The organism is Chloroflexus islandicus (assembly GCF_001650695.1).
Lineage (GTDB): Bacteria > Chloroflexota > Chloroflexia > Chloroflexales > Chloroflexaceae > Chloroflexus > Chloroflexus islandicus.
Genome location: NZ_LWQS01000125.1, coordinates 97,713 through 115,764 on the forward strand (window position 1 = coordinate 97,713; position 18,052 = coordinate 115,764).

General features: G+C 60.5%; 18 protein-coding genes. 14 read left to right on the top strand and 4 right to left on the bottom strand.

Annotated features, from left to right (window positions below; all coding sequences use genetic code 11):
* Window positions 1-20 precede the first annotated feature (20 nt).
* The 3 genes from A6A03_RS19755 to A6A03_RS19765 all read right to left on the bottom strand — a co-directional run bounded on the left by A6A03_RS19755 (window position 21) and on the right by A6A03_RS19765 (window position 4,378).
* Entirely contained in the window at window positions 21-1,271 is a 1,251-nt protein-coding gene (locus A6A03_RS19755) for a 3-isopropylmalate dehydratase large subunit (protein ID WP_066791725.1), read from the bottom strand.
* A 51-nt stretch (window positions 1,272-1,322) separates the two neighbouring features.
* Window positions 1,323-2,450: a homocitrate synthase gene (gene lysS / locus A6A03_RS19760; protein ID WP_066791664.1), complete on the bottom strand. Its 1,128-nt coding sequence runs from the start codon at window positions 2,448-2,450 to the stop codon at window positions 1,323-1,325.
* 989 nt (window positions 2,451-3,439) lie between these two features.
* Complete coding sequence (locus A6A03_RS19765; protein ID WP_066791666.1) at window positions 3,440-4,378, bottom strand: prohibitin family protein; 939 nt, start codon at window positions 4,376-4,378, stop codon at window positions 3,440-3,442.
* Window positions 4,379-4,820: 442 nt separating this feature from the next.
* Between A6A03_RS19765 and A6A03_RS19770 the strand changes: the two genes are divergently transcribed.
* From A6A03_RS19770 to A6A03_RS19795, 6 genes are all read left to right on the top strand, one after another.
* Window positions 4,821-5,639, top strand: a complete 819-nt coding sequence (locus A6A03_RS19770) for an ABC transporter ATP-binding protein (protein ID WP_066791668.1) — start codon at window positions 4,821-4,823, stop codon at window positions 5,637-5,639.
* Window positions 5,640-5,721: 82 nt separating this feature from the next.
* The gene (locus A6A03_RS19775) at window positions 5,722-6,042 is read left to right on the top strand and encodes a cupin domain-containing protein (protein WP_066791670.1); all 321 of its coding nucleotides are present in this window, start codon (window positions 5,722-5,724) and stop codon (window positions 6,040-6,042) included.
* Window positions 6,043-6,052: 10 nt separating this feature from the next.
* Window positions 6,053-6,874 (top strand): YwiC-like family protein, encoded by an 822-nt coding sequence (locus tag A6A03_RS19780; RefSeq protein ID WP_066791672.1) that lies wholly within the window; start codon window positions 6,053-6,055, stop codon window positions 6,872-6,874.
* A gap of 217 nt (window positions 6,875-7,091) precedes the next feature.
* Window positions 7,092-7,649 (top strand): flavodoxin, encoded by a 558-nt coding sequence (locus A6A03_RS19785; RefSeq protein ID WP_066791674.1) that lies wholly within the window; start codon window positions 7,092-7,094, stop codon window positions 7,647-7,649.
* Window positions 7,650-7,848: 199 nt separating this feature from the next.
* A complete protein-coding gene (locus A6A03_RS19790) occupies window positions 7,849-8,802 on the top strand; it encodes an ABC transporter substrate-binding protein (RefSeq protein ID WP_066791675.1) in 954 nt (317 codons plus the stop codon).
* A gap of 16 nt (window positions 8,803-8,818) precedes the next feature.
* Window positions 8,819-9,226 carry a hypothetical protein gene (locus A6A03_RS19795; RefSeq protein WP_066791677.1) on the top strand — a complete coding sequence of 136 codons (408 nt, stop codon included), beginning with the start codon at window positions 8,819-8,821 and terminating at the stop codon, window positions 9,224-9,226.
* A 134-nt stretch (window positions 9,227-9,360) separates the two neighbouring features.
* Here A6A03_RS19795 and A6A03_RS19800 read toward each other — a convergent pair whose 3' ends face one another.
* Window positions 9,361-10,401 (bottom strand): NAD(P)H-dependent flavin oxidoreductase, encoded by a 1,041-nt coding sequence (locus A6A03_RS19800; protein WP_066791678.1) that lies wholly within the window; start codon window positions 10,399-10,401, stop codon window positions 9,361-9,363.
* A 182-nt stretch (window positions 10,402-10,583) separates the two neighbouring features.
* Here A6A03_RS19800 and A6A03_RS19805 point away from each other — a divergent pair, with 182 nt between their 5' ends.
* The 8 genes from A6A03_RS19805 (at window position 10,584) to lon (ending at window position 17,883) form a co-directional block, all read left to right on the top strand.
* Complete coding sequence (locus tag A6A03_RS19805) at window positions 10,584-10,805, top strand: DUF2905 domain-containing protein (RefSeq protein WP_066791680.1); 222 nt, start codon at window positions 10,584-10,586, stop codon at window positions 10,803-10,805.
* A gap of 21 nt (window positions 10,806-10,826) precedes the next feature.
* Window positions 10,827-11,996, top strand: a complete 1,170-nt coding sequence (locus A6A03_RS19810; RefSeq protein ID WP_066791682.1) for a VLRF1 family aeRF1-type release factor — start codon at window positions 10,827-10,829, stop codon at window positions 11,994-11,996.
* A gap of 54 nt (window positions 11,997-12,050) precedes the next feature.
* Entirely contained in the window at window positions 12,051-12,980 is a 930-nt protein-coding gene (locus tag A6A03_RS19815) for a DnaJ C-terminal domain-containing protein (protein WP_066791684.1), read from the top strand.
* 278 nt (window positions 12,981-13,258) lie between these two features.
* Window positions 13,259-14,446, top strand: a complete 1,188-nt coding sequence (locus A6A03_RS19820; protein ID WP_066791687.1) for a S1C family serine protease — start codon at window positions 13,259-13,261, stop codon at window positions 14,444-14,446.
* Between the two features lie 47 nt (window positions 14,447-14,493).
* Entirely contained in the window at window positions 14,494-14,811 is a 318-nt protein-coding gene (locus tag A6A03_RS19825; protein ID WP_066791692.1) for a chaperone modulator CbpM, read from the top strand.
* Window positions 14,812-14,833: 22 nt separating this feature from the next.
* A complete protein-coding gene (locus tag A6A03_RS19830; protein WP_066791694.1) occupies window positions 14,834-15,094 on the top strand; it encodes a hypothetical protein in 261 nt (86 codons plus the stop codon).
* A gap of 18 nt (window positions 15,095-15,112) precedes the next feature.
* Window positions 15,113-15,520, top strand: coding sequence for an Hsp20/alpha crystallin family protein (locus A6A03_RS19835; RefSeq protein WP_066791696.1), 408 nt, complete (start codon window positions 15,113-15,115; stop codon window positions 15,518-15,520).
* A complete protein-coding gene (lon, locus tag A6A03_RS19840; protein ID WP_066791698.1) occupies window positions 15,517-17,883 on the top strand; it encodes an endopeptidase La in 2,367 nt (788 codons plus the stop codon). Before A6A03_RS19835 ends, lon begins: the two co-directional genes overlap by 4 nt.
* Window positions 17,884-18,052 lie beyond the last annotated feature (169 nt).

Here is an 18,052-nt window from a genome sequence, read left to right on the forward strand (position 1 = left end):
CTCTCTTTCTGCGCTGAGCGTTACTGCGATACGACCGGCTGGCCATCCATCACCGCGCGCGGGTCGGTCAGATAGCCAGTGAGCGCCGTCGCGGCGGCGACTGCCGGCGAGGCGAGGTAGATCTGCGCTTCGGGACTGCCCATACGGCCACGGAAGTTACGGTTGCCGGTGAACAGGCAGACCTCGCCGGGGGCGAGCACTCCCATGTGGCGGCCAATGCACGCGCCGCACCCCGGTGTGCCGATGGTGGCGCCGGCGGCGAGCAAGGTGGCGAGGGTGCCATCGGCAGCGGCGCGTTGCAGCGCCTGTGCGCTAGCTGGCACGACGATCATGCGCACACCGGGAGCAAGCCGGCGTCCGGCCAGAATCTGGGCCGCGACCGCCATATCTTCGTAATGGCCGTTGGTGCAGGTCCCGAGGTAGACCACATCAACCGCCACCCGGCCCAGATCGCTCAGATCGGCGACGTTATCGACATAATGCGGCGCGGAGACTTGCGGCTCAAGTTGGCCGAGATCGATCTCTACCACTTCTTGATACTGCGCATCGGCATCGACAGTGGGCACGAGCGGGCCGGTGAGATCGAGACCAGCCGGCGGAATAATCCCGGCCTTGGCCCCCATTTCAATCGAGAGGGTCGCCAGCGTCATCCGCTCCATCACACTAAGCTGCTCGACACCGTGCCACTCGATCGCGGCGTAGGTCGCGCCATCGGCGCGGAGCAGACGGGCGGCGCGGAGGGCCAAATCCTTCGGGCCGACGCCGAAGCCAAATGTGCCGCTTGCACGGACGACAATCGTCTCTGGCACACGCAGCCACGTCTTGCCGGTCGCCAGCGCCAGCGCAATATCGGTGCTGCCCATCCCGGTGCCAAACGCTCCGACGCAGCCATACGCCGTGCTATGGCTATCGCTGCCCAAAATCAACATGCCCGGTTGGGCCAACCCCTCTTCAACCAAGACCGGGTGCGAAATGCCGCGCCCGACATCAAACAGGTTGGGAATGCCCTGCGCGCGCACCCAGCGCCGCACCTCCTGCTGCTTCTCGGCGGTCTGCACGCTGGCGGCGGGAGCAACGTGGTCGATCACCACCGCCACCCGCTGCGGATCCCACACCCGCTCGGCGCCCAACTCTTGGTGCAGAATGCGGATGATGCCGGGGGCCAAGCTATCATGCACCATCACCAGATCCACGTTCGCCGTCACGACATCACCGGCGCGCACCGGACGACCGGCGACGCGGCTCAAAATCTGTTCGCTCATCGTTGGCATAGTCGTATCCTCGTTGTAGTTGGTGGCCGCACGCCGCGCGGCCATACGGTGTTATTCAGCGTAACTGTACAGAATTTCGTCGATCATGGCGCCATCAAGGTCGTGTTCGTCGCCAAGGGCCTTAATGCGGGCGGCGGCAGCGCGAGCCTGCGCTTCGCTGAGGGTAATGCCCAGCTCGCGGGCCCGTTCAGCGACTGCGTGCCACCCCACAAGGCGATGGGCAACCGCGATCGTGCGCTGGCGGCCAAACAGGTTCGGATCGAGCACTTCGTAACTGCGCGGATCGGCCAGCACCGCCTTGGTATGCATCCCGGCCTTGTGGTGGAAGGCGGTGGGACTGGTGATGCACTGGTTGAACGGAATCTCGATGCCGAGCATCGTGGCGACGGTCTCATCAATCTTGGGCAGCAGGTCGAGCCGGTAACGCTGCACGCGGGCCGGGTCTACGCTGGCCAGCCGGGCGATCATCCCGCTCAGGCTGGCGATGCCATTGCGTTCGCCAATGCCGAGCACCGTCACATCAAGGTGGGTGGCGCCGGCTTCGGCAGCGCAGAAGGTATTGGCGATAGCGCAGCCGCTGTCGTTGTGGCCATGAAATTCGATGTCGCACTTGACTTCGGCGCGCACCGCGCTGACCACATCGTAGACTTGCCGTGGCGTGGCGATGCCAACCGTATCAGCGAGGCCGATCCGCTGCACTCCCATCTCTTCAACGGCGCGGTAGATGCGGATCAGGTCGGCGAGATCGGTGCGAAAGCTATCTTCGCTTGAAAAGCGCACTTCGAGGTCGTGGTCACGCAAGAAGGTGATCACCTGTCGCGCTTCTTCCAGAATCTCGCTCAAACTCCGGCCATGGCTAACCGTGCGCAGTGGTTCAGAGGTGGCGAAGAGCAGGTTCGCACCTTGCGCGCCGTGTTCAACGGCGAGGCGAGCATCGGCCATGTGGCAGCGAATATGGGTGAGGATACGAGCGCGCAAGCCGCGGCGAGCGATCGTAGCAAGATCACGCGCGCTTTGCGGCGAAGCGGCGGGCGAGGTCATTTCGATGTACTCAACGCCAAAAGCGTCGAGCATCTCGGCGATAGCGATGCGTTGAGCGGTGGTAAAGCGGGCGCTGGCGAACTGTTCGCCTTCGCGTAAGGTCGTATCGACAAAAAACAGGCGCTCAGGCAATGGCATACAGTGGCACCTCTCTCACTTGACAAGAGCCAAACAGTTCGGGCCGGCAGTAGCGTGGCGTGTAAGCAATTGGGCTGGTCATGGTGATCCGTTTCATACATTCCTCCACACAAACAATTGACCCGGCGCACCGTTGGTCTGGTGAGCCGGGTCTTGTCTCTTACACACAGCAGACAAGCGTAGCTAACCAGACCTTGCGTCCGGCTTCTTCGCGCGCTTGCTCTGCTTGGTGGATGCGTGTACGTTTCTCATAGTGCGACGAATATACCAGAAGTCGAGGATTGTGTCAAATGGGGAGCAGGTATGCGAAGGCTATGCAGCTACTCCGCAGATTCACAGGTGCAAAGCCCTAGAGACGCTTAATGCAAAGGCGCGAAGGGCGCAGCGGGTGCAAAGGGGGTTGGGGGAACGCCGCTCCCCGGATGTCATTGCGAGCCGCCGGAGGTGGCGAAGCAATCTCCCCCCGCGCGGGATTCCGTCACTCATCGATCAGCCCGCGCAGCGGGCTTCGTAACCCTAGCCCGGCCCTTCAGGGCCGGGTGATACAGCACGGGGATACACTTTCTTGCCCCCACCCCTTGCCCCTCCCCCGCTGGGGGAGGGGAATCTTACGCCTCCCCCCAGCAGGGGGAGGTTGGGAGGGGGGCATACTCTAGGCCGCAGAGGATGGTAAACGCAAAGGCGCGAAGGGCGCAGCGGGTGCAAAGGGGGTTGGGGGAACGCCGCTCCCCGGATGTCATTGCGAGCCGCCGGAGGTGGCGAAGCAATCTCCCCCCGCGCGGGATTCCGTCACTCATCGATCAGCCCGCGCAGCGGGCTTCGTAACCCTAGCCCGGCCCTTCAGGGCCGGGTGATACAGCACGGGGATACACTTTCTTGCCCCCACCCCTTGCCCCTCCCCCGCTGGGGGAGGGGAATCTTACGCCTTCCCCCAGCGGGGGGAGGTTGGGAGGGGGGCATTTTCCCAAAACGCCATACTCGTAACATACTTACGGATTCGGCGTCGCTTCCGTCCCAGCCGGTGCGATGTTCTGCGGTGTAGCGCGAGTCGTAGCTGGATCGTTCAAAATATCGTCGGTCGGAATGCTCAGCATCGTCAGCAGGCCGTTATCGCCGCCGACAAACCGGGGCATGATGCCGTCCCAGCGTTCGATGAAGCGCAGTTGCAGCAATTGCGGCGAGACCACTTCGCCGAGCAAGCGGAGCGACTCGGCTTCGGCGCGAGCGATTTCGAGGCGAGCCTTCGCTTCGGCTTCGGCACGAGCCACCTGCTGCTGGGCTTCGATCCGCGCTCGCTCAAGCTCGCGGGCAGCGCGCAGCGCATCTTGCTCGGCTACCTGCTTGGCCTCGATCGCACGGGCGAATTCCGGGCTGAAGTTAAAGTCGGTGATCGAGACATTCTCGACGATCACGCCACGCGGCATCAGCCGCTCGCTTAACACGCTCAGGATCAAATCAGAAACTTCAGGCCGGCGGGTGATCAGCTCTTCGGCGGTAAAGCGGGCCGTAGCCGCCTTAATCGCCTCTTGAATGGCTGGATCGACCACTCTGCGCTCGTAATCGACGCCAATTTCGCGCACCAGCCGGTCAACCTGCGCAGCATCGGGCCGGTAGTTGATCACCACCTGCGTCGTCACCGTCTGCAAGTCGCGCGATGCTGCGCTCGAATTCGATTCGTAGCGCTGGGTGCGCACTTCCACCACCGTCACTGAGGTGATGAACGGCATGCGGAAGTGCAATCCCTCGTCGAGTACGCCAGTAATCTCGCCGAACGTTTTCAACACGCCGCGGGTGCCGGCTTCAATGGTGGTGACTGCATTGCTGGCCATAAACACGCCGATCATCACAAGGAGCGCGATGGCGACGAATGCTGACATCGACCAGCCTTGCATTGGCGGAGTAGGAAATGATTGGCGACCTTGGTTCATAGCAGTTCTCTTTCTGGCTCTATGATGCAACGACGGCAGATGATCAATCGCTATCCCCGTCATCTATGACGCTCATGTGCAGTATACCTGATCCTGATCGGGTAATGATGGGGGATTTATCCCGTACTCGATGGGTGACATCTTTGCCAGATGGCAGCATCGCGCAATAAGGTGCGGTAGGGAAGTAGGGCAAGGCGAGGAGGGGCGGTGTATTAATTTCAAAAGATTTTGGTTGACAAACCTCTGATATTAGAGTACTCTTACTCACAATACTTGCTGCCGCGATCTTTAGGTCTAGAGGCAACTATAGCAGTTGTTGCTGAACGCATACACCTTTTTCATCACATCAATTGGAAGACCCAAGATGGCCTCATCTAGGTCTCATCATGGCGGCGGTGCAGCGTGCCGTTCGGTATGATTCTGGCGTGAAAGTAGGCGTGAAATGAGTCTCACTACCAAACAACTAACACTAGCCTATGACCATTCGGTGATCATCAACAGCATGGATATTGCCATTCCCGCCGGCCAGATAACGGCACTGGTCGGGCCAAACGGCTGCGGCAAGAGCACACTCTTGCGGGGGTTGGCGCGCCTGTTGCGTCCTAGGCATGGTGTTGCGCTGCTCGATGGCAGGTCGATCCACCATTTGCCAACTCGCGAACTTGCGAAACGACTCGGTATCTTACCGCAAAGCCCGGTAGCGCCTGAAGGCTTAACAGTGCGCGAATTGGTAGCGCAGGGGAGGTATCCGCATCAATCATGGTTTCAACAATGGTCGACCGATGATGAAACCGCAGTCCAACGGGCGCTGGAATTAACCGGGATGGTTGAGTTGGCCGAACGTCCGGTTGATGCTTTATCGGGCGGGCAGCGCCAGCGAGCATGGATTGCGATGACGCTGGCTCAAGCGACACCAGTGATCCTGCTCGATGAACCAACCACGTTTCTCGATCTCGCTCACCAAGTAGAAGTCTTGCAATTGCTCGAGCGGCTCAATCGTGCAGAGGGGCGCACCATCGTGATGGTGGTTCACGATCTTAATCATGCAACTCGCTACGCCCATCATTTGATTGCGCTCAAAGCCGGCGCTGTCGTTGCCGCTGGCCCGCCAGCTGCTATTGTTACTCCCGAATTGCTACGAATGGTGTTCGGTGTCGAAGCGGCAGTTGTGCCTGATCCGCGTACGGGTGCGCCGCTGTGTATTACGTATGGATTGGCCGAACCGGCATTGGCTGGACAAGAGGTGTTGTATGCGTCTTAACTGTCGGCATTATACTAGACAGCATACTAGGTGACCAGCGTGTTAGACGTAGATCGACGGTCGCTATAAAAGCGAGGAGACTATGGATGCAGCAACGATTCGGCAGTTGGTTGAGCAGATCAGCATCCCGGACGATGGCACGATCAGCCGGACGATCTACCAAGACGAGGCAATTAAAGCAGTGTTGTTTGGCTTTTCCGCCGGACAGGAGCTGTCAGAGCATACTGCCACAGCTCCGGCGATTCTGCACTTTGTGCAAGGCGAAGCGCGAGTGACGCTCGGCCCGGAGGTGATTGATGCCAAGCCCAATACGTGGGTGTATATGCCGGCCCGTCTGCCGCACAGTATTCAGACCCGAACACCGGTGATCATGCTGTTGTTGCTGCTCAAAGGCGCGCGGTGAGGATGAGTGCATGTCAAGCGATCATCATGTTGCCATGAAGCAATCGTCGTCTGTGCGTTTGCGCCCCATTGCCTTGCCGGTCGAGCATGGCGGCTGGGGGTTGTTGGCAGCGCCAGTTGCGTTAGGCTTATGGCTGGCTCCGTCGCTGGCCGGCGTTTGGTTGGGGCTGGCCGCGTTGGGTGCGTTTCTGACCCGCCAGCCGTTAAAGTTGGCGCTCGGCGATTACCAGCGCGGCAAACGGTATCCACGCACCATTTGGGCCGAGCGCTTTGCGCTCGGCTATGGCGCAATCGCTCTAATTGGTCTGATCTTGGCAATTAGGAGCGCGGCAGCGCCGTTTTGGCTGCCGATTGCGCTTGCTGTCCCCATTGCGCTTGGCCAATTGTTGTTCGATGTGCGTAAGCAGAGTCGCGCGCTCGTCGCTGAGTTGTTTGGCGCAGTGGCAATAAGTGCGTTGGCTGCAGCGATCATGATGGCAGATGGCTGGCCATTATGGCCAGCGTTGTTAGTGTGGTTGCTGCTGGCCATCCAATCTGTGACAGCCATCATCTATGTCAGAATTCGCTTGCGGTTGGCGCGCAACGAACCGGCGCGGCGCATGCCGGCATTCCTTTGGCACGGAGCTGCATTGGCGATTGCCAGTGGATCCGTCGCACTGGGATGGGCTGGCTGGCCGGTGTTGTTCGTCTTTGGGTTATCGGCGCTGCGCTGCTGGATCGGGCTATTGCCACGCAGTCTTGCCACGCCAACACCACTGGTCGGCGCGCAAGAGATAGTGATGAGCCTCATCACAGTCGCCGGTATTGCGCTCGGCTTGTCTCCTCTCGCATAAGGTCGCCATTGACACTATGCCGCAGTGGTTTCGCCATAGCGCTGATTAATTTTTAAAGTATTTGGTTGACAAACTAATTTTATTAGAATATACTAAGTCTAACAATTCGAGTTATGGAACTCACGATCATCACTTCGCCAGCGTTTAATGGGTGATCTCCGCCGAGGAAGGCTCTGGGGCTAAATTACTTGTAGTTCATTTCCTGAGGAGTCCGGCCATGATTGTCGTGGTGTATGGCAGCTCGACCAACAACACCAAAGATGCTGCAACGTTGATTGCCGAGACGTTGCGCTCCAAGACCACCCTGCCGGTCGATCTAATAGATGTAGCGATACTGAAGCGTGATCTGCGCCCACTGCTCGCGTATTGGGTTTGGATCATCGGCTGCCCGACGTGGAATATCGGCGAGCTGCAAGATGATTGGTACGACGCTTTTCCCCAGTTTGACCAGCTTGATCTGCATGGAACCATCGTTGCCCTGTTTGGGTTTGGTGATCAGCAGGGCTATCCCGATACTTTTCAGGATGCGCTGGGCCTTATCGGGCGCAAGGTGCGCGAACGCGGCGCCACGATTATTGGACGCTGGCCAACCGCCGGTTATGATTTCTATCATTCTCTCGGCGTCGAAGACGGCATGTTTTTTGGTCTCGCTCTCGATTACGAAAACGAGGATGACAAGACCACCGATCGGATTCAAACGTGGGTTAACCAACTGCTCGACGAGCTCGTACCGCGATTTGAGCAAGCTCCGAGTGGCGGTGCGATTGCCGGCTAAGACCACGCTTTGGCTTGATAATATTGAGAAGTTCTAAATAGTTTAGGCGTTGCCTGATGCAGTTTACTGGCTTTGGCTGAGCCAACTGATTCAACTGCTCAGATGGCCTAGTGTTGATGGTGGTCTGAGGGTGCAATGATCGCTGATGCTGCTGGCAGAATGAGCTTTCTGCCGGTAGCGGTTTGTTTGGAGAAGGCCGGTGACGCGCTTGTTGATCATTCTGCTGCTTAGCGCGATCGTTTGGCTGGCCGGTTGTACGAGCGGTGCGCCGGTCAACCAGCCGTTGCAACTGGTTGAAACGACGGCCTCATATCGCCTCATCCGGCACACGTTTGGCGAGACCCGAGCGCCACTTGCGCCGCAACGGATCTTGGCATTGGGTGAAGAAAGTTTGTTGGCCGACCTGCTCGATGCCGGCTTCCGCCCGGTGGCGTCAAATGTGAATGTACCAGACAACGTGCCATTGTTAGCAACGGAAGAATTAGCTGGGATCGCGCTGTTTCCCTCGGCAAATGATATTTCGTTAGAGACGCTCAGCGCATATCAACCAGATTTGATTATCGGCACGCGCTTCTTTATCGAGCAGATCGGGTATGAACGTTTGTCCAAGATTGCACCTACTATTGCGTTGAGTGGTGCGACGCCGCTGGAAAACTATGTCGAAACGTTAGCTGTTTTTGGCCGAGGTGAAGAGGCGCAACGGACAGTCGCCAACTTTCGCGCTGAGGTGCAGGTGATGGCTAACCGGCTGAATGCAGCCGGACAGAGCGTCTCAATGATGACCATCTATCCCGGTCCAAATGTCGCGCTTTGGTTCGATGGCCCCTCGCCGATCCCTCTGTTGGTGCGCGAGCTGGGGATCCAGTTCCGGCCTGATCCGGCAACGGTCAATGGTCTTAACATTCGCAACGGTCGCGCCTTTATCAGTTTAGAACAGTTGACGCTGGCCAGCGGCGAGACCATCTTGCTGCTGCAAACCAGCGGTGTCGAAGGCGAGGCGCAGGCGGTTGTCGAACTACAAGCCAACCCGCTCTGGCAGCAATTACCGGCCGTCCAAGCACAGCGCGTTGTGATTCTCGATCGCATCGGTTATCCCGGCTTGCGCGGCCAACGCGCATTGTTGGCCGATTTGCAGCAGGCATTGTCGCCATGAAGCGCAAGGAGAAGGTATGTGCCGTAAACTCACCATTTTGGCCCGTGATAGCGCAATGCGCATGATTGCGCAGTGTGAACACGGAACTATTCATCTGTACTGGACAAGAGCAGCGCTTTTTCTACATCCTGCTGATCTGGCACCGTTGCTTGCCTTGATTCAATGCTGGCAGCCAGCTTTTGACGAAGCGCACAGTGAAGGATTTTTGATTACGAGGCGGCCTGATGGTTCGCTCCAGTTCTGGCATCATGAGATTGGCTTGCGCCTAAGCGAAGGCGAACTCTACGATCTGGCCGCCCTGCTGTGGCATGCGGCAGGCCGTCTGAAGCTACTTGCCTCTTCTCCCTCACTCCCGCCGCGCCATTCGTTAGAGCCGAGCCGGCCCTTGACCTGTGTGCCATTGCGACCTGAATGGCGGAATTGAGCCAAAACGAGCCTTGTGTTATGTAGGCATGAATGCACTTCTCTATGGCGTGCCACTCGATAACGAGGGCAAGCCTGTGCTTTGGGAGAGATTGAAGCTACAGCATCAGGTGATGCCGGTGCATTGCTGACTGTTTAAGACAAGCCGGCGGCTAGCCCTAACGTGAGTTCGGCAGCCGGCCGCTCTTGGCATCCGCTTACGTTTTGCCCGGCCCACAGGGGCGAAAAATCGCCACTGCCTTGGCGTTCGACTTGGGCGCGGAGCGGCGCTAGGGCTGAGGCGGCTAAGGGAAAGGGCGGCGCTGCGGGATTGATCGGGCCAAGCTCGCGCATCAGGCGGTTGACGATGCCGCGGGCCGGGCGACCGCTAAACAGGTTGGTCAGCGCGGTGTGGCGGGCCGATGCGTGTTTTAGCGCCGCTCGATGGACTGCGCTCGTCTTGGCTTCCGGGCAGAGCAAGTACGCTGTGCCTACCTGCACACCGGCGGCGCCAAGCGCCAACGCCGCCTTGACCCCTCTGGCATCGGCGATTCCGCCGGCGGCAATCACCGGTGTCTTGACCGCCTGCACCATTTGCGGGATCAACGCCAAGCTCCCGACTTGCGTACTCAGATCATCGGTGAGAAACATACCGCGATGGCCGCCGGCTTCGAGACCCTGTGCGATGATCGCATCCACGCCGCGCGCTTCCAGCCATACTGCCTCGGTGACAGTGGTGGCCGAAGCGATGATGGTCGCGCCCCATGCGCGCAGTGGGGCGATGAGTTCGTCAGGCGGCAGGCCGAAATGGAAGCTGATGACGGCAGGCCGGAAGGGTCGCAACACGTCGAGCAAGGCGGCGTTGAACGGTGCGCGCTGCGGGCCAGCCGGTAGCTGCGCTTGGTCGATGCCCAATTCGCGGTAATACGGCGCAAGCAATGCTCGCCACGCCGCTTCACGAGCTGGATCTGGCTCTGGTTGCTGGTGGCAAAAGAAATTGAGGTTAAATGGTCGATCTGTCTGGGCAGTGAGTTTCACCAGTTCGGTATACAATGCTTCTGGCGAGAGCATTGCGCACGGGAGCGATCCCAAACCGCCAGCGCGGCACACTGCCAGCGCCAGCTCGCTGTCTTGCGCACCGGCCATCGGGGCTTGGATAATTGGCAGCTCGATGCCGAAGAGGCGTTTGAGAGGCATACATTCTCCTTGGTTTACGAGTAGACATCGCCAACTTGCCCCGACGTGGTTCAGTTTTGCCGGAACAATTTCATTTCTAACACATTATTAGCACCTCGTTGACCGCTGGCTAATATCGCTTCATCATAATACCAAAGCAGCAGAACATCAGGGCGCACGTCTGCCCGTCGTGAGGTGCAGCTATGACCGAGCTAGGACGTTGGTTGATCGGCGCTGGCGTGGTTTTGATCGTGATCGGGTTGGTTGTGCTCGCCGCCGGCCGTTTGCCGTGGCTAGGCCGTCTACCCGGCGATATTCTGATCGAACGCGATAATCTGACCATCTTTATTCCACTCGGCACCATGCTCGTGGTGAGTCTGGTGTTGACCGTCATTGCCAACCTCATCGCGCGTTGGTGGCGGTAACCGCCGAAAGGAAGGAAGTGTATGATCGATCGCGACGCAGTGCAACAGATTCGAGCCGAGTTAGGCGAGTTGCAGTCGCCGGTGCTTTCGCTTTACGTTGAGGTTGATCCGGCCAACCCGGACAATGCGCGGCGAGCGTGGGAGCTGCGCGCGCGCAATGCGGTAAAGGCGCTGGCCGCGCCGGCTGCGGTTGAGCAGGCAGTACTCGCGGCGCTCGAGGCCGAATTTGCCCCCGAAGCGCGCACGTTAGCGATCTTTGCCGCTGAGACTGCGGGTTCGCAAGTCACGATCACGCGCTTGCCGTTGCATATCTCGCTGCCGCTGCTCGATTTGAGCAATGGCCGGGTTGAGGCGCGTTGGGGCGAACCGTACATTGCTCCGATCATCTATGCGCTCGATCAGTACGAGCGCACGGCTGTGATCTGGTTGCGCGGCGAGGGTTGGCGTTTCTTCGAGGTCTTTTTAGGCGAGATTGTCGAGCATACCGATGTCTTCCGCAGCGTCGAGGCCGAGCTCTGGCGCGAAGTCGATCAGTTTGACCCGCAGCGGTTGCGCGAGCGACTGCGCGCGCAGGCGATGGGCAACCGCGATCGCTTTGCCCGCCGGATGGAGAATATCGCAGCGCGCTATCTGCAACGGTTGGCCGGTTTGACCGAACGGGCGCTAGCCCACTTCGGCATTCGCCGGCTCGTCTTGCTGGGCCGGGATGAGGCAACAAAGCAGTTTGCGGCCCTGTTGCCGCGCACCGTCCAACAGATGGTTGTGGCCCACGTCTCTGATCTACCGCATCCCGAAGCGTCGCCGGCCCATGTGTTAGCCAAAGTCTTGCCGGCGCTTGAGCGGGTCGAACAAGTTCACGAGCAAGAGTTGCTCAATCAGGTGACGCGCCAACCCGGGGTGTGGGGTGTCGATCCGGTGTTGGCTGCGCTGCAAGAAGGCCGGCTGAGTGTCTTGCTGGCGCCGTGGCGGCTCAACGAACAGGTGTGGCTAGCCGGTGACGGGTTGTTGGCCGGCAGTCGTGAACAGGCGCTGGTGCTAGCGCCCGATGCGGAACCGCAACCGGTTGCCTTGCGCGATGTGCTGGTTGATGCCTGCACGGCCTTTGCGACCCGGCTGGAATTTGTGTCGGGTGCAGCCGAAGAGCGCTTACTGCGCGATTTCAGCGGGTTGGCCGGCATCTTGCGCTGGTGAGCCGGCACAGATCGTTGCGCCAATCCTATCACAAACTGATACGGTAGAAATACTATGGAATTCAAAGATTATTATGCCATCTTGGGCCTAAGCCCTGATGCCGACGATCAGGCGATTAAACAAGCCTACCGCAAACTGGCGCGGCAATACCATCCTGACGTCAATCCGGGCGATAAGCAGGCCGAAGAGCGCTTTAAAGAGATAAACGAAGCCTATCAGGCACTGAGCGACCCAGAGCGGCGGCGCAAGTACGACGAGTTGCGTTCGTACTATCAGCGCTGGCAACGCAGCGGCGGGCGCGGCGATTTCAACTGGAGCCAGTGGCAAGCGGCGCCGGGCCAGCAGGTGTATACCTATAACGTTTCGCCCGAAGACCTTGAAGACCTGTTTGGGGCCGATAGTCCCTTCTCCGACTTCTTCAGCTCGATCTTCGGGCAACCGCAATTCCGCCGGCCTAGCCGTCCGGCGCGCGGACGCGACCTCGAAGCGCCGGTGACCGTCTCGCTGGAGGAGGCGTTTGCGGGCACGACTCGCTCGCTGCAAGTCGGCGACCGGCGGATCGAGGCGCGCATTCCGCGTGGTGTGCGCAGCGGCACCCGTGTACGGCTGAGCGGGCAGGGCGCTGCCGGCATTGGCGGCGGCCCGGCGGGCGATCTCTATCTGGTGGTCGAAGTCGAACCGCATCCGCAGTTCGAGCGCGATGGCGATGATTTGACCACCACGATCGAGGTCGATGCCTTTACGGCAGCGGTCGGCGGCGAGGTGCGGGTGCCGACGATCGATGGTACGGTGACGCTCAAGATTCCGCCGCGCACGCAGGCTGATAAGGTCTTCCGCCTGCGCGGCAAAGGCATGCCGCGGTTGGAAAACCCGGCAGAACGTGGCGATCTGTTTGCGCGGGTGAAATTGGTGTTGCCTGAACCGTTGACCGACGCCGAATTGAACACGTTGCGCGAATTGGTTCGCAACCGCAAACGTTCGTGACGGTATCCAACCAGTAGAGCCGCACGGCGGTGCGGCTCCCCATGGTCGGTCGATCCGAATGGCCCGTAGAGCCGCACGGCGGTGCGGCTCCCCATGGTCGGTCGATCCGAATGGCCCGTAGAGCCGCACGGCTGTGCGGATCCCCATGGTCGGTCGATCCGCATGGCCGGCAGAGCCGCACGGCGGTGCGGCTCCCCATGGTCGGTCGATCCGAATGGCCCGTAGAGCCGCACGGCGGTGCGGCTTCAATCAGAGATCATATAACAACGAGGTTTTCTATGTCGCCACAACCCGGTCGCGGTCGTTGGATCGTGTTGTTCGTCGAAGTGGTCTTGCTGGCCGTGATCGCCGGCGCATTTTTGTGGACGGCGTTCGTGGGCAATCGTTCGGCGGCCGTTGCGGTCATGCCATCGCCAACGCCGTTTACGCTGGTCGCGCCGACAGTCATCCCGCTCACCGCGACCGATCTGGAAACCCAGATCGCCGCTGTCTATCGCGAGGCCGGGCCGAGCGTGGTCAATATCACCAGCCGCTCGATCAGTTACGATTTCTTCTTTAACCCGGTGCCGCGTCAAGGCAGTGGATCAGGCTTTTTCTATGATACACTAGGCCATATCATCACCAACTATCACGTGATCGCCGACGCCGATGAGTTGCAGGTGACGCTGGCCGATGGCCGCACGCTGCCGGCTCAGATCGTGGGCAGTGATCCCTCGAACGATCTGGCCGTGATCAAGGTCGATCTGCCGGCTAGCGAGATTCGCCCGTTGCCGATCGGCGACTCGACGCAGGTCTACGTCGGCCAATTTGTGCTCGCGCTTGGCAACCCGTTTGGGTTAGAGCGAACGCTTACCTTTGGGATCGTGAGCGCCTTGGGCCGGGTGATCGAAAGCCCGAACCAGCGCTTCATCGGCGAGGTGATCCAATCGGATGTGGCGATCAATCCCGGCAACTCTGGCGGGCCGCTGCTCGATTTGTCGGGACGGGTGATTGGGGTCAATTCAGCAATTCTTAGCCCCAGCGGGGCCAATGCCGGCATCGGCTTTGCGATCTCGGCGCGCACGGTACAGCGGGTTGTGCCAGTCTTGATCCGCGAGGGGCGTTATCCGCACCCGTCGCTTGGCGTGCGTGTGATCGAACTGACTCCCCAGCGCGCCGCCCTCTTCGAGCGGGCCGGGATGCGCTTGCCGGTGACGCAAGGGTTGCTCATCGCCGAACTGATCAACGGCGGCCCGGCGGCGCAAGCCGGTTTGCGCGGCCCTGACCGGTTGGTGCGGGTGGGTAATTGGAACTTGCCGGTTGGGGGTGATGTGATCGTGGCGATCAATGGCCGCTCCATCACCACCAGTCAGGAATTGCTGGTGTATTTGGAAACAGAGACCCAAGTCGGTGAAACCGTGCAGGTGACGTTCATCCGCGATGGCCGCGAACAGACTCTGCCGGTGACATTGGCTGAATTACGATAACTATCGTGGCGAAGCGCCGCTTCGCCTCACCCAAGGAGACGCCGCCTATGTTAGTGCGACGCATGAGCTTAGAAGAATTGGCGCTGGCGGTTGGTTTGCCGGTGCCGGTGTTGAAATATCTGGCTGATATCGGGTACATTCATCCCTTCCCGCAATTGCCGGCGGCTGAATTTGATGAATTGCGCCGGATTCGCCGCCTGATCGACGATCTGGAAGTGCCTTCCGATGCGATCGATCTGGTGTTGCACATGCGCCGGCGCATGCTGGCAATGCAACGCGAAATTGCTCGCTTGCGCGCCGAGTTGGCGTACCGGCGCGCGCTCGATCGCGTCACCACGTGGGTTGACGCTGACTGGTATGAATGATAATGATTAAGGAGGTGGAGCGATGCCGGTCTATTCGATCGATTTTCGCCCGTTTGACTATATTACCGCCGAACTTTCGGCGCTCTGGTGGTTTTACCTCTCGCAAGGGATTGCGTTGGTGGCGCTCGGCGTGGCAGTGATGATTTGGCCTGAGCTACTGGCGTTCCTCGCCGCCGCGTTCTTCATTGCGATTGGCGTAGTCTTGCTGGTGCTGGGTTGGCGGGTGCGGCAGGTCAAACGCCGGTATGAACTCTTTAAGCGCTCGTTCCTGATCGAGCCATAAACGCAAAGGAAGCACACAATGAGCGATTCGTCGTACATTCGGATTCTGCGCAGCCGGTTGCCGTATGCCCAGTTCGACAGCCGGCCATGGTCGCCGCCCTTGAACGTGTTCGAGACCGATCGTGAGATGGTGCTGGTGATCGAGCTGGCCGGCGTCGATCCGGCTACGTTGCAGATTGAGGCTGCTCCGGAGGTTGTCAGGATCGCTGGCGCGCGCCAATTGTCGCTGCCGGCGGGGTTGCGCCGTCTGCACCGCATGGAGATTGCTGCCGGCGTGTTTCAGATCGAAGTGCCGTTCGAGCGCCCGATCGATCCCGAACAGACCAGCGCCCGCTCGATCCACGGCCTGCTCGAGATTCGCCTGCCCTTCGCCGGGCGCGCGCTGCGGCAGGTGGTGATTCCGGTGTTGGAGGGAGAACGACCGTGAGTGAACCAATCCCTATTCCCCGTCCGGCAACACCGGAAATACCCGAAGTTTTGCCGGTTTTGCCGATCAATAATGCCGTGCTCTTCCCCGGCATGTTTTTGCCGTTAGTGGTGAGTGGCGACGCTTGGGTGAAGTTGGTTGATGAGGCGGCGCTCTCGACCAAGACGATTGGCGTCTTTCGCCGGGCGCAAGCGAGTGAGGAGTTTGATCCGGCGGCGCTGGCGGCTACCGGCACCGCGGCGGTGATTGTGCGCATGATGCGCATGCCGCAGGGTGGGGTGCAGTTGCTGTTGCAAGGGCAGGCCCGCATCAAGGTGCAGCACTGGGTGTCGCTGAAGCCCTACCCGCAAGCGCGGGTGAGCATCTCGCGCGATCCGGTTGATGTGCCGGTGGAGGTGTCGGGCTTGGCGCGGGCCGCTTTGGCCGGCTTCCAGCAGATCGTCGAGCTGAGCCCGAATCTGCCCGATGAATTGGCGATGGCCGCCGCCAATGCGCCCCATCCCGGCATGCTGGCCGACCTGATCGCGGCTAACCTCAACCTCAACCTCGACGACCAGCAGGCGGTGCTCGATCTGCTCGATGTCACCGAGCGGTTGCAGCACGTGCTGCGCCTGCTCGATCGCGAGCGCGAAATTCTGATGATCGGGCGCAAGGCGCAGGAAGAGGTCGCGAAGAACCAGCGCGAGTATGTCTTGCGCCAGCAGCTTGAGGCGATCAAGCGCGAGTTGGGCGAGACCGACGATCACGCTGCCGAGATTGCCGAGCTGCGCCGGCGGCTGGAAGAGGCCAACCTGCCTGCCGAAGCGCGCCAAGAGGCCGAGCGCGAGCTGTCGCGGCTTGAACGCATGCCCCCCGGTGCAGCCGAGTACACGGTGGCCCGCACCTATCTCGATTGGATCCTCGATCTGCCGTGGCATAACAGCACGGTTGACAATCTCGACATGGCGCGGGCGCGCCAAGTGCTCGACGAAGATCACTACGATCTGGAACGGATCAAAGAGCGGATTGTCGAGTATCTGGCGGTGCGTAAGCTGCGGCAGGAAGAGGGAGCCGGCGGCGAGGCGCGCGGCCCGATTCTCTGCTTTGTCGGCCCACCCGGCGTCGGCAAGACGAGCCTCGGCGCGTCGATTGCGCGCGCGCTCGAGCGCAAGTTTGTGCGGGTGGCGTTGGGCGGCGTGCGCGACGAAGCCGAGATTCGCGGCCATCGCCGCACCTACATTGGCGCGCTGCCCGGTCGTATCATTCAAGGTCTCAGCCGGGCCGGCAGCAACAATCCGGTGATCTTGCTCGATGAAGTGGACAAGCTCAGCATCGGTTTTCAGGGTGATCCGGCGGCTGCCCTGCTCGAAGTGCTCGACCCTGAGCAGAACGTCGCCTTCGTCGATCGCTATCTCGATGTGCCGTTCGATCTAAGCAAAGTGCTCTTTGTCTGCACCGCCAACCGCGCCGACACCATCCCGCCGGCGCTGCTCGACCGTATGGAACTGCTAGAGTTGTCCGGCTACACCGAGCGCGAGAAACTCGAAATTGCCCGTCGCTACCTCATCCCGCGCCAGCGCAGCGAACAAGGGATGGCGGCGCGCGGCCCAGAGCTCACGACCGCTGCGGTGCAACGGCTCATCCGCGAGTATACCCACGAAGCCGGCGTGCGCGATCTCGAACGGCGGATTGGCGCAGTGTACCGCAAGATGGCGACCCGGCTGGCCGAAGGCAAAGAGCTGCCGGCCCAGATCGATGCTGCCGATCTCGACGACCTGCTCGGCCCGCCTCGCTTCCGCAGCGAAACCCTGCTCGGCGAGAACGAAGTCGGTGTTGTCACCGGCCTCGCGTGGACACCCACCGGCGGCGATGTGCTCTTCGTCGAGGTGAGCGTGATCCCCGGCAACGGCCAGTTGATCCTCACCGGCCAGCTCGGCGACGTGATGAAAGAATCGGCCCGCGCCGCGCTCACCTACGCCCGTTCGCGCGCCGCCGAGCTGGGCATCGAAGCCGATCTCTTCCAAAAGAGCGACATTCACATTCACGTGCCTGCTGGCGCCGTCCCCAAAGACGGCCCCTCAGCCGGCATCACCATCACCAGCGCGCTCGTTTCGGCGCTGACCAAACGCGAAGTGGACAAACGGATCGCGATGACCGGCGAGGTGACATTGCGCGGGAAAGTCTTGCCGATCGGCGGCGTGAAAGAGAAACTGCTCGCCGCGCAGCGGGCCGGCGTGCGCAAAGTGTTGCTGCCCGCCGAAAACGAAATCGATCTGCGCGAAGTGCCTGCCGAAGCCAAAGAGCAGCTTGAGATCGTGCTAGTCAAGCACATGGACGAAGTGCTGCGCGAGCTGGGTCTCGTCGCTGCGCCGGTCAGCGGGTAAAAGGTATAGAGTGCGGCAGTGCAACTGCCGCATACCACTGTCCTTGCGAGCGCAGCAGAGCGAAGCAATCCTCCGCACGCACGGGACATGCCCGCTCAGGCATCCTTCCCCGTGACTCCCTCCCCCAGCGGGGGAGGGCTGGGGTGGGGGCCATATCCCCCGCACCCCC

What these genes read in the sequence shown, in the direction of transcription:
- A6A03_RS19755 (WP_066791725.1), bottom strand. Translation starts at nt 1,271, where the DNA reads ATGCCAACGATGAGCGAACAGATTTTGAGCCGCGTCGCCGGTCGTCCG.
- lysS (WP_066791664.1), bottom strand. Translation starts at nt 2,450, where the DNA reads ATGCCATTGCCTGAGCGCCTGTTTTTTGTCGATACGACCTTACGCGAA.
- A6A03_RS19765 (WP_066791666.1), bottom strand. Translation starts at nt 4,378, where the DNA reads ATGAACCAAGGTCGCCAATCATTTCCTACTCCGCCAATGCAAGGCTGG.
- A6A03_RS19770 (WP_066791668.1), top strand. Translation starts at nt 4,821, where the DNA reads ATGAGTCTCACTACCAAACAACTAACACTAGCCTATGACCATTCGGTG.
- A6A03_RS19775 (WP_066791670.1), top strand. Translation starts at nt 5,722, where the DNA reads ATGGATGCAGCAACGATTCGGCAGTTGGTTGAGCAGATCAGCATCCCG.
- A6A03_RS19780 (WP_066791672.1), top strand. Translation starts at nt 6,053, where the DNA reads ATGTCAAGCGATCATCATGTTGCCATGAAGCAATCGTCGTCTGTGCGT.
- A6A03_RS19785 (WP_066791674.1), top strand. Translation starts at nt 7,092, where the DNA reads ATGATTGTCGTGGTGTATGGCAGCTCGACCAACAACACCAAAGATGCT.
- A6A03_RS19795 (WP_066791677.1), top strand. Translation starts at nt 8,819, where the DNA reads ATGTGCCGTAAACTCACCATTTTGGCCCGTGATAGCGCAATGCGCATG.
- A6A03_RS19800 (WP_066791678.1), bottom strand. Translation starts at nt 10,401, where the DNA reads ATGCCTCTCAAACGCCTCTTCGGCATCGAGCTGCCAATTATCCAAGCC.
- A6A03_RS19805 (WP_066791680.1), top strand. Translation starts at nt 10,584, where the DNA reads ATGACCGAGCTAGGACGTTGGTTGATCGGCGCTGGCGTGGTTTTGATC.
- A6A03_RS19810 (WP_066791682.1), top strand. Translation starts at nt 10,827, where the DNA reads ATGATCGATCGCGACGCAGTGCAACAGATTCGAGCCGAGTTAGGCGAG.
- A6A03_RS19815 (WP_066791684.1), top strand. Translation starts at nt 12,051, where the DNA reads ATGGAATTCAAAGATTATTATGCCATCTTGGGCCTAAGCCCTGATGCC.
- A6A03_RS19820 (WP_066791687.1), top strand. Translation starts at nt 13,259, where the DNA reads ATGTCGCCACAACCCGGTCGCGGTCGTTGGATCGTGTTGTTCGTCGAA.
- A6A03_RS19825 (WP_066791692.1), top strand. Translation starts at nt 14,494, where the DNA reads ATGTTAGTGCGACGCATGAGCTTAGAAGAATTGGCGCTGGCGGTTGGT.
- A6A03_RS19830 (WP_066791694.1), top strand. Translation starts at nt 14,834, where the DNA reads ATGCCGGTCTATTCGATCGATTTTCGCCCGTTTGACTATATTACCGCC.
- A6A03_RS19835 (WP_066791696.1), top strand. Translation starts at nt 15,113, where the DNA reads ATGAGCGATTCGTCGTACATTCGGATTCTGCGCAGCCGGTTGCCGTAT.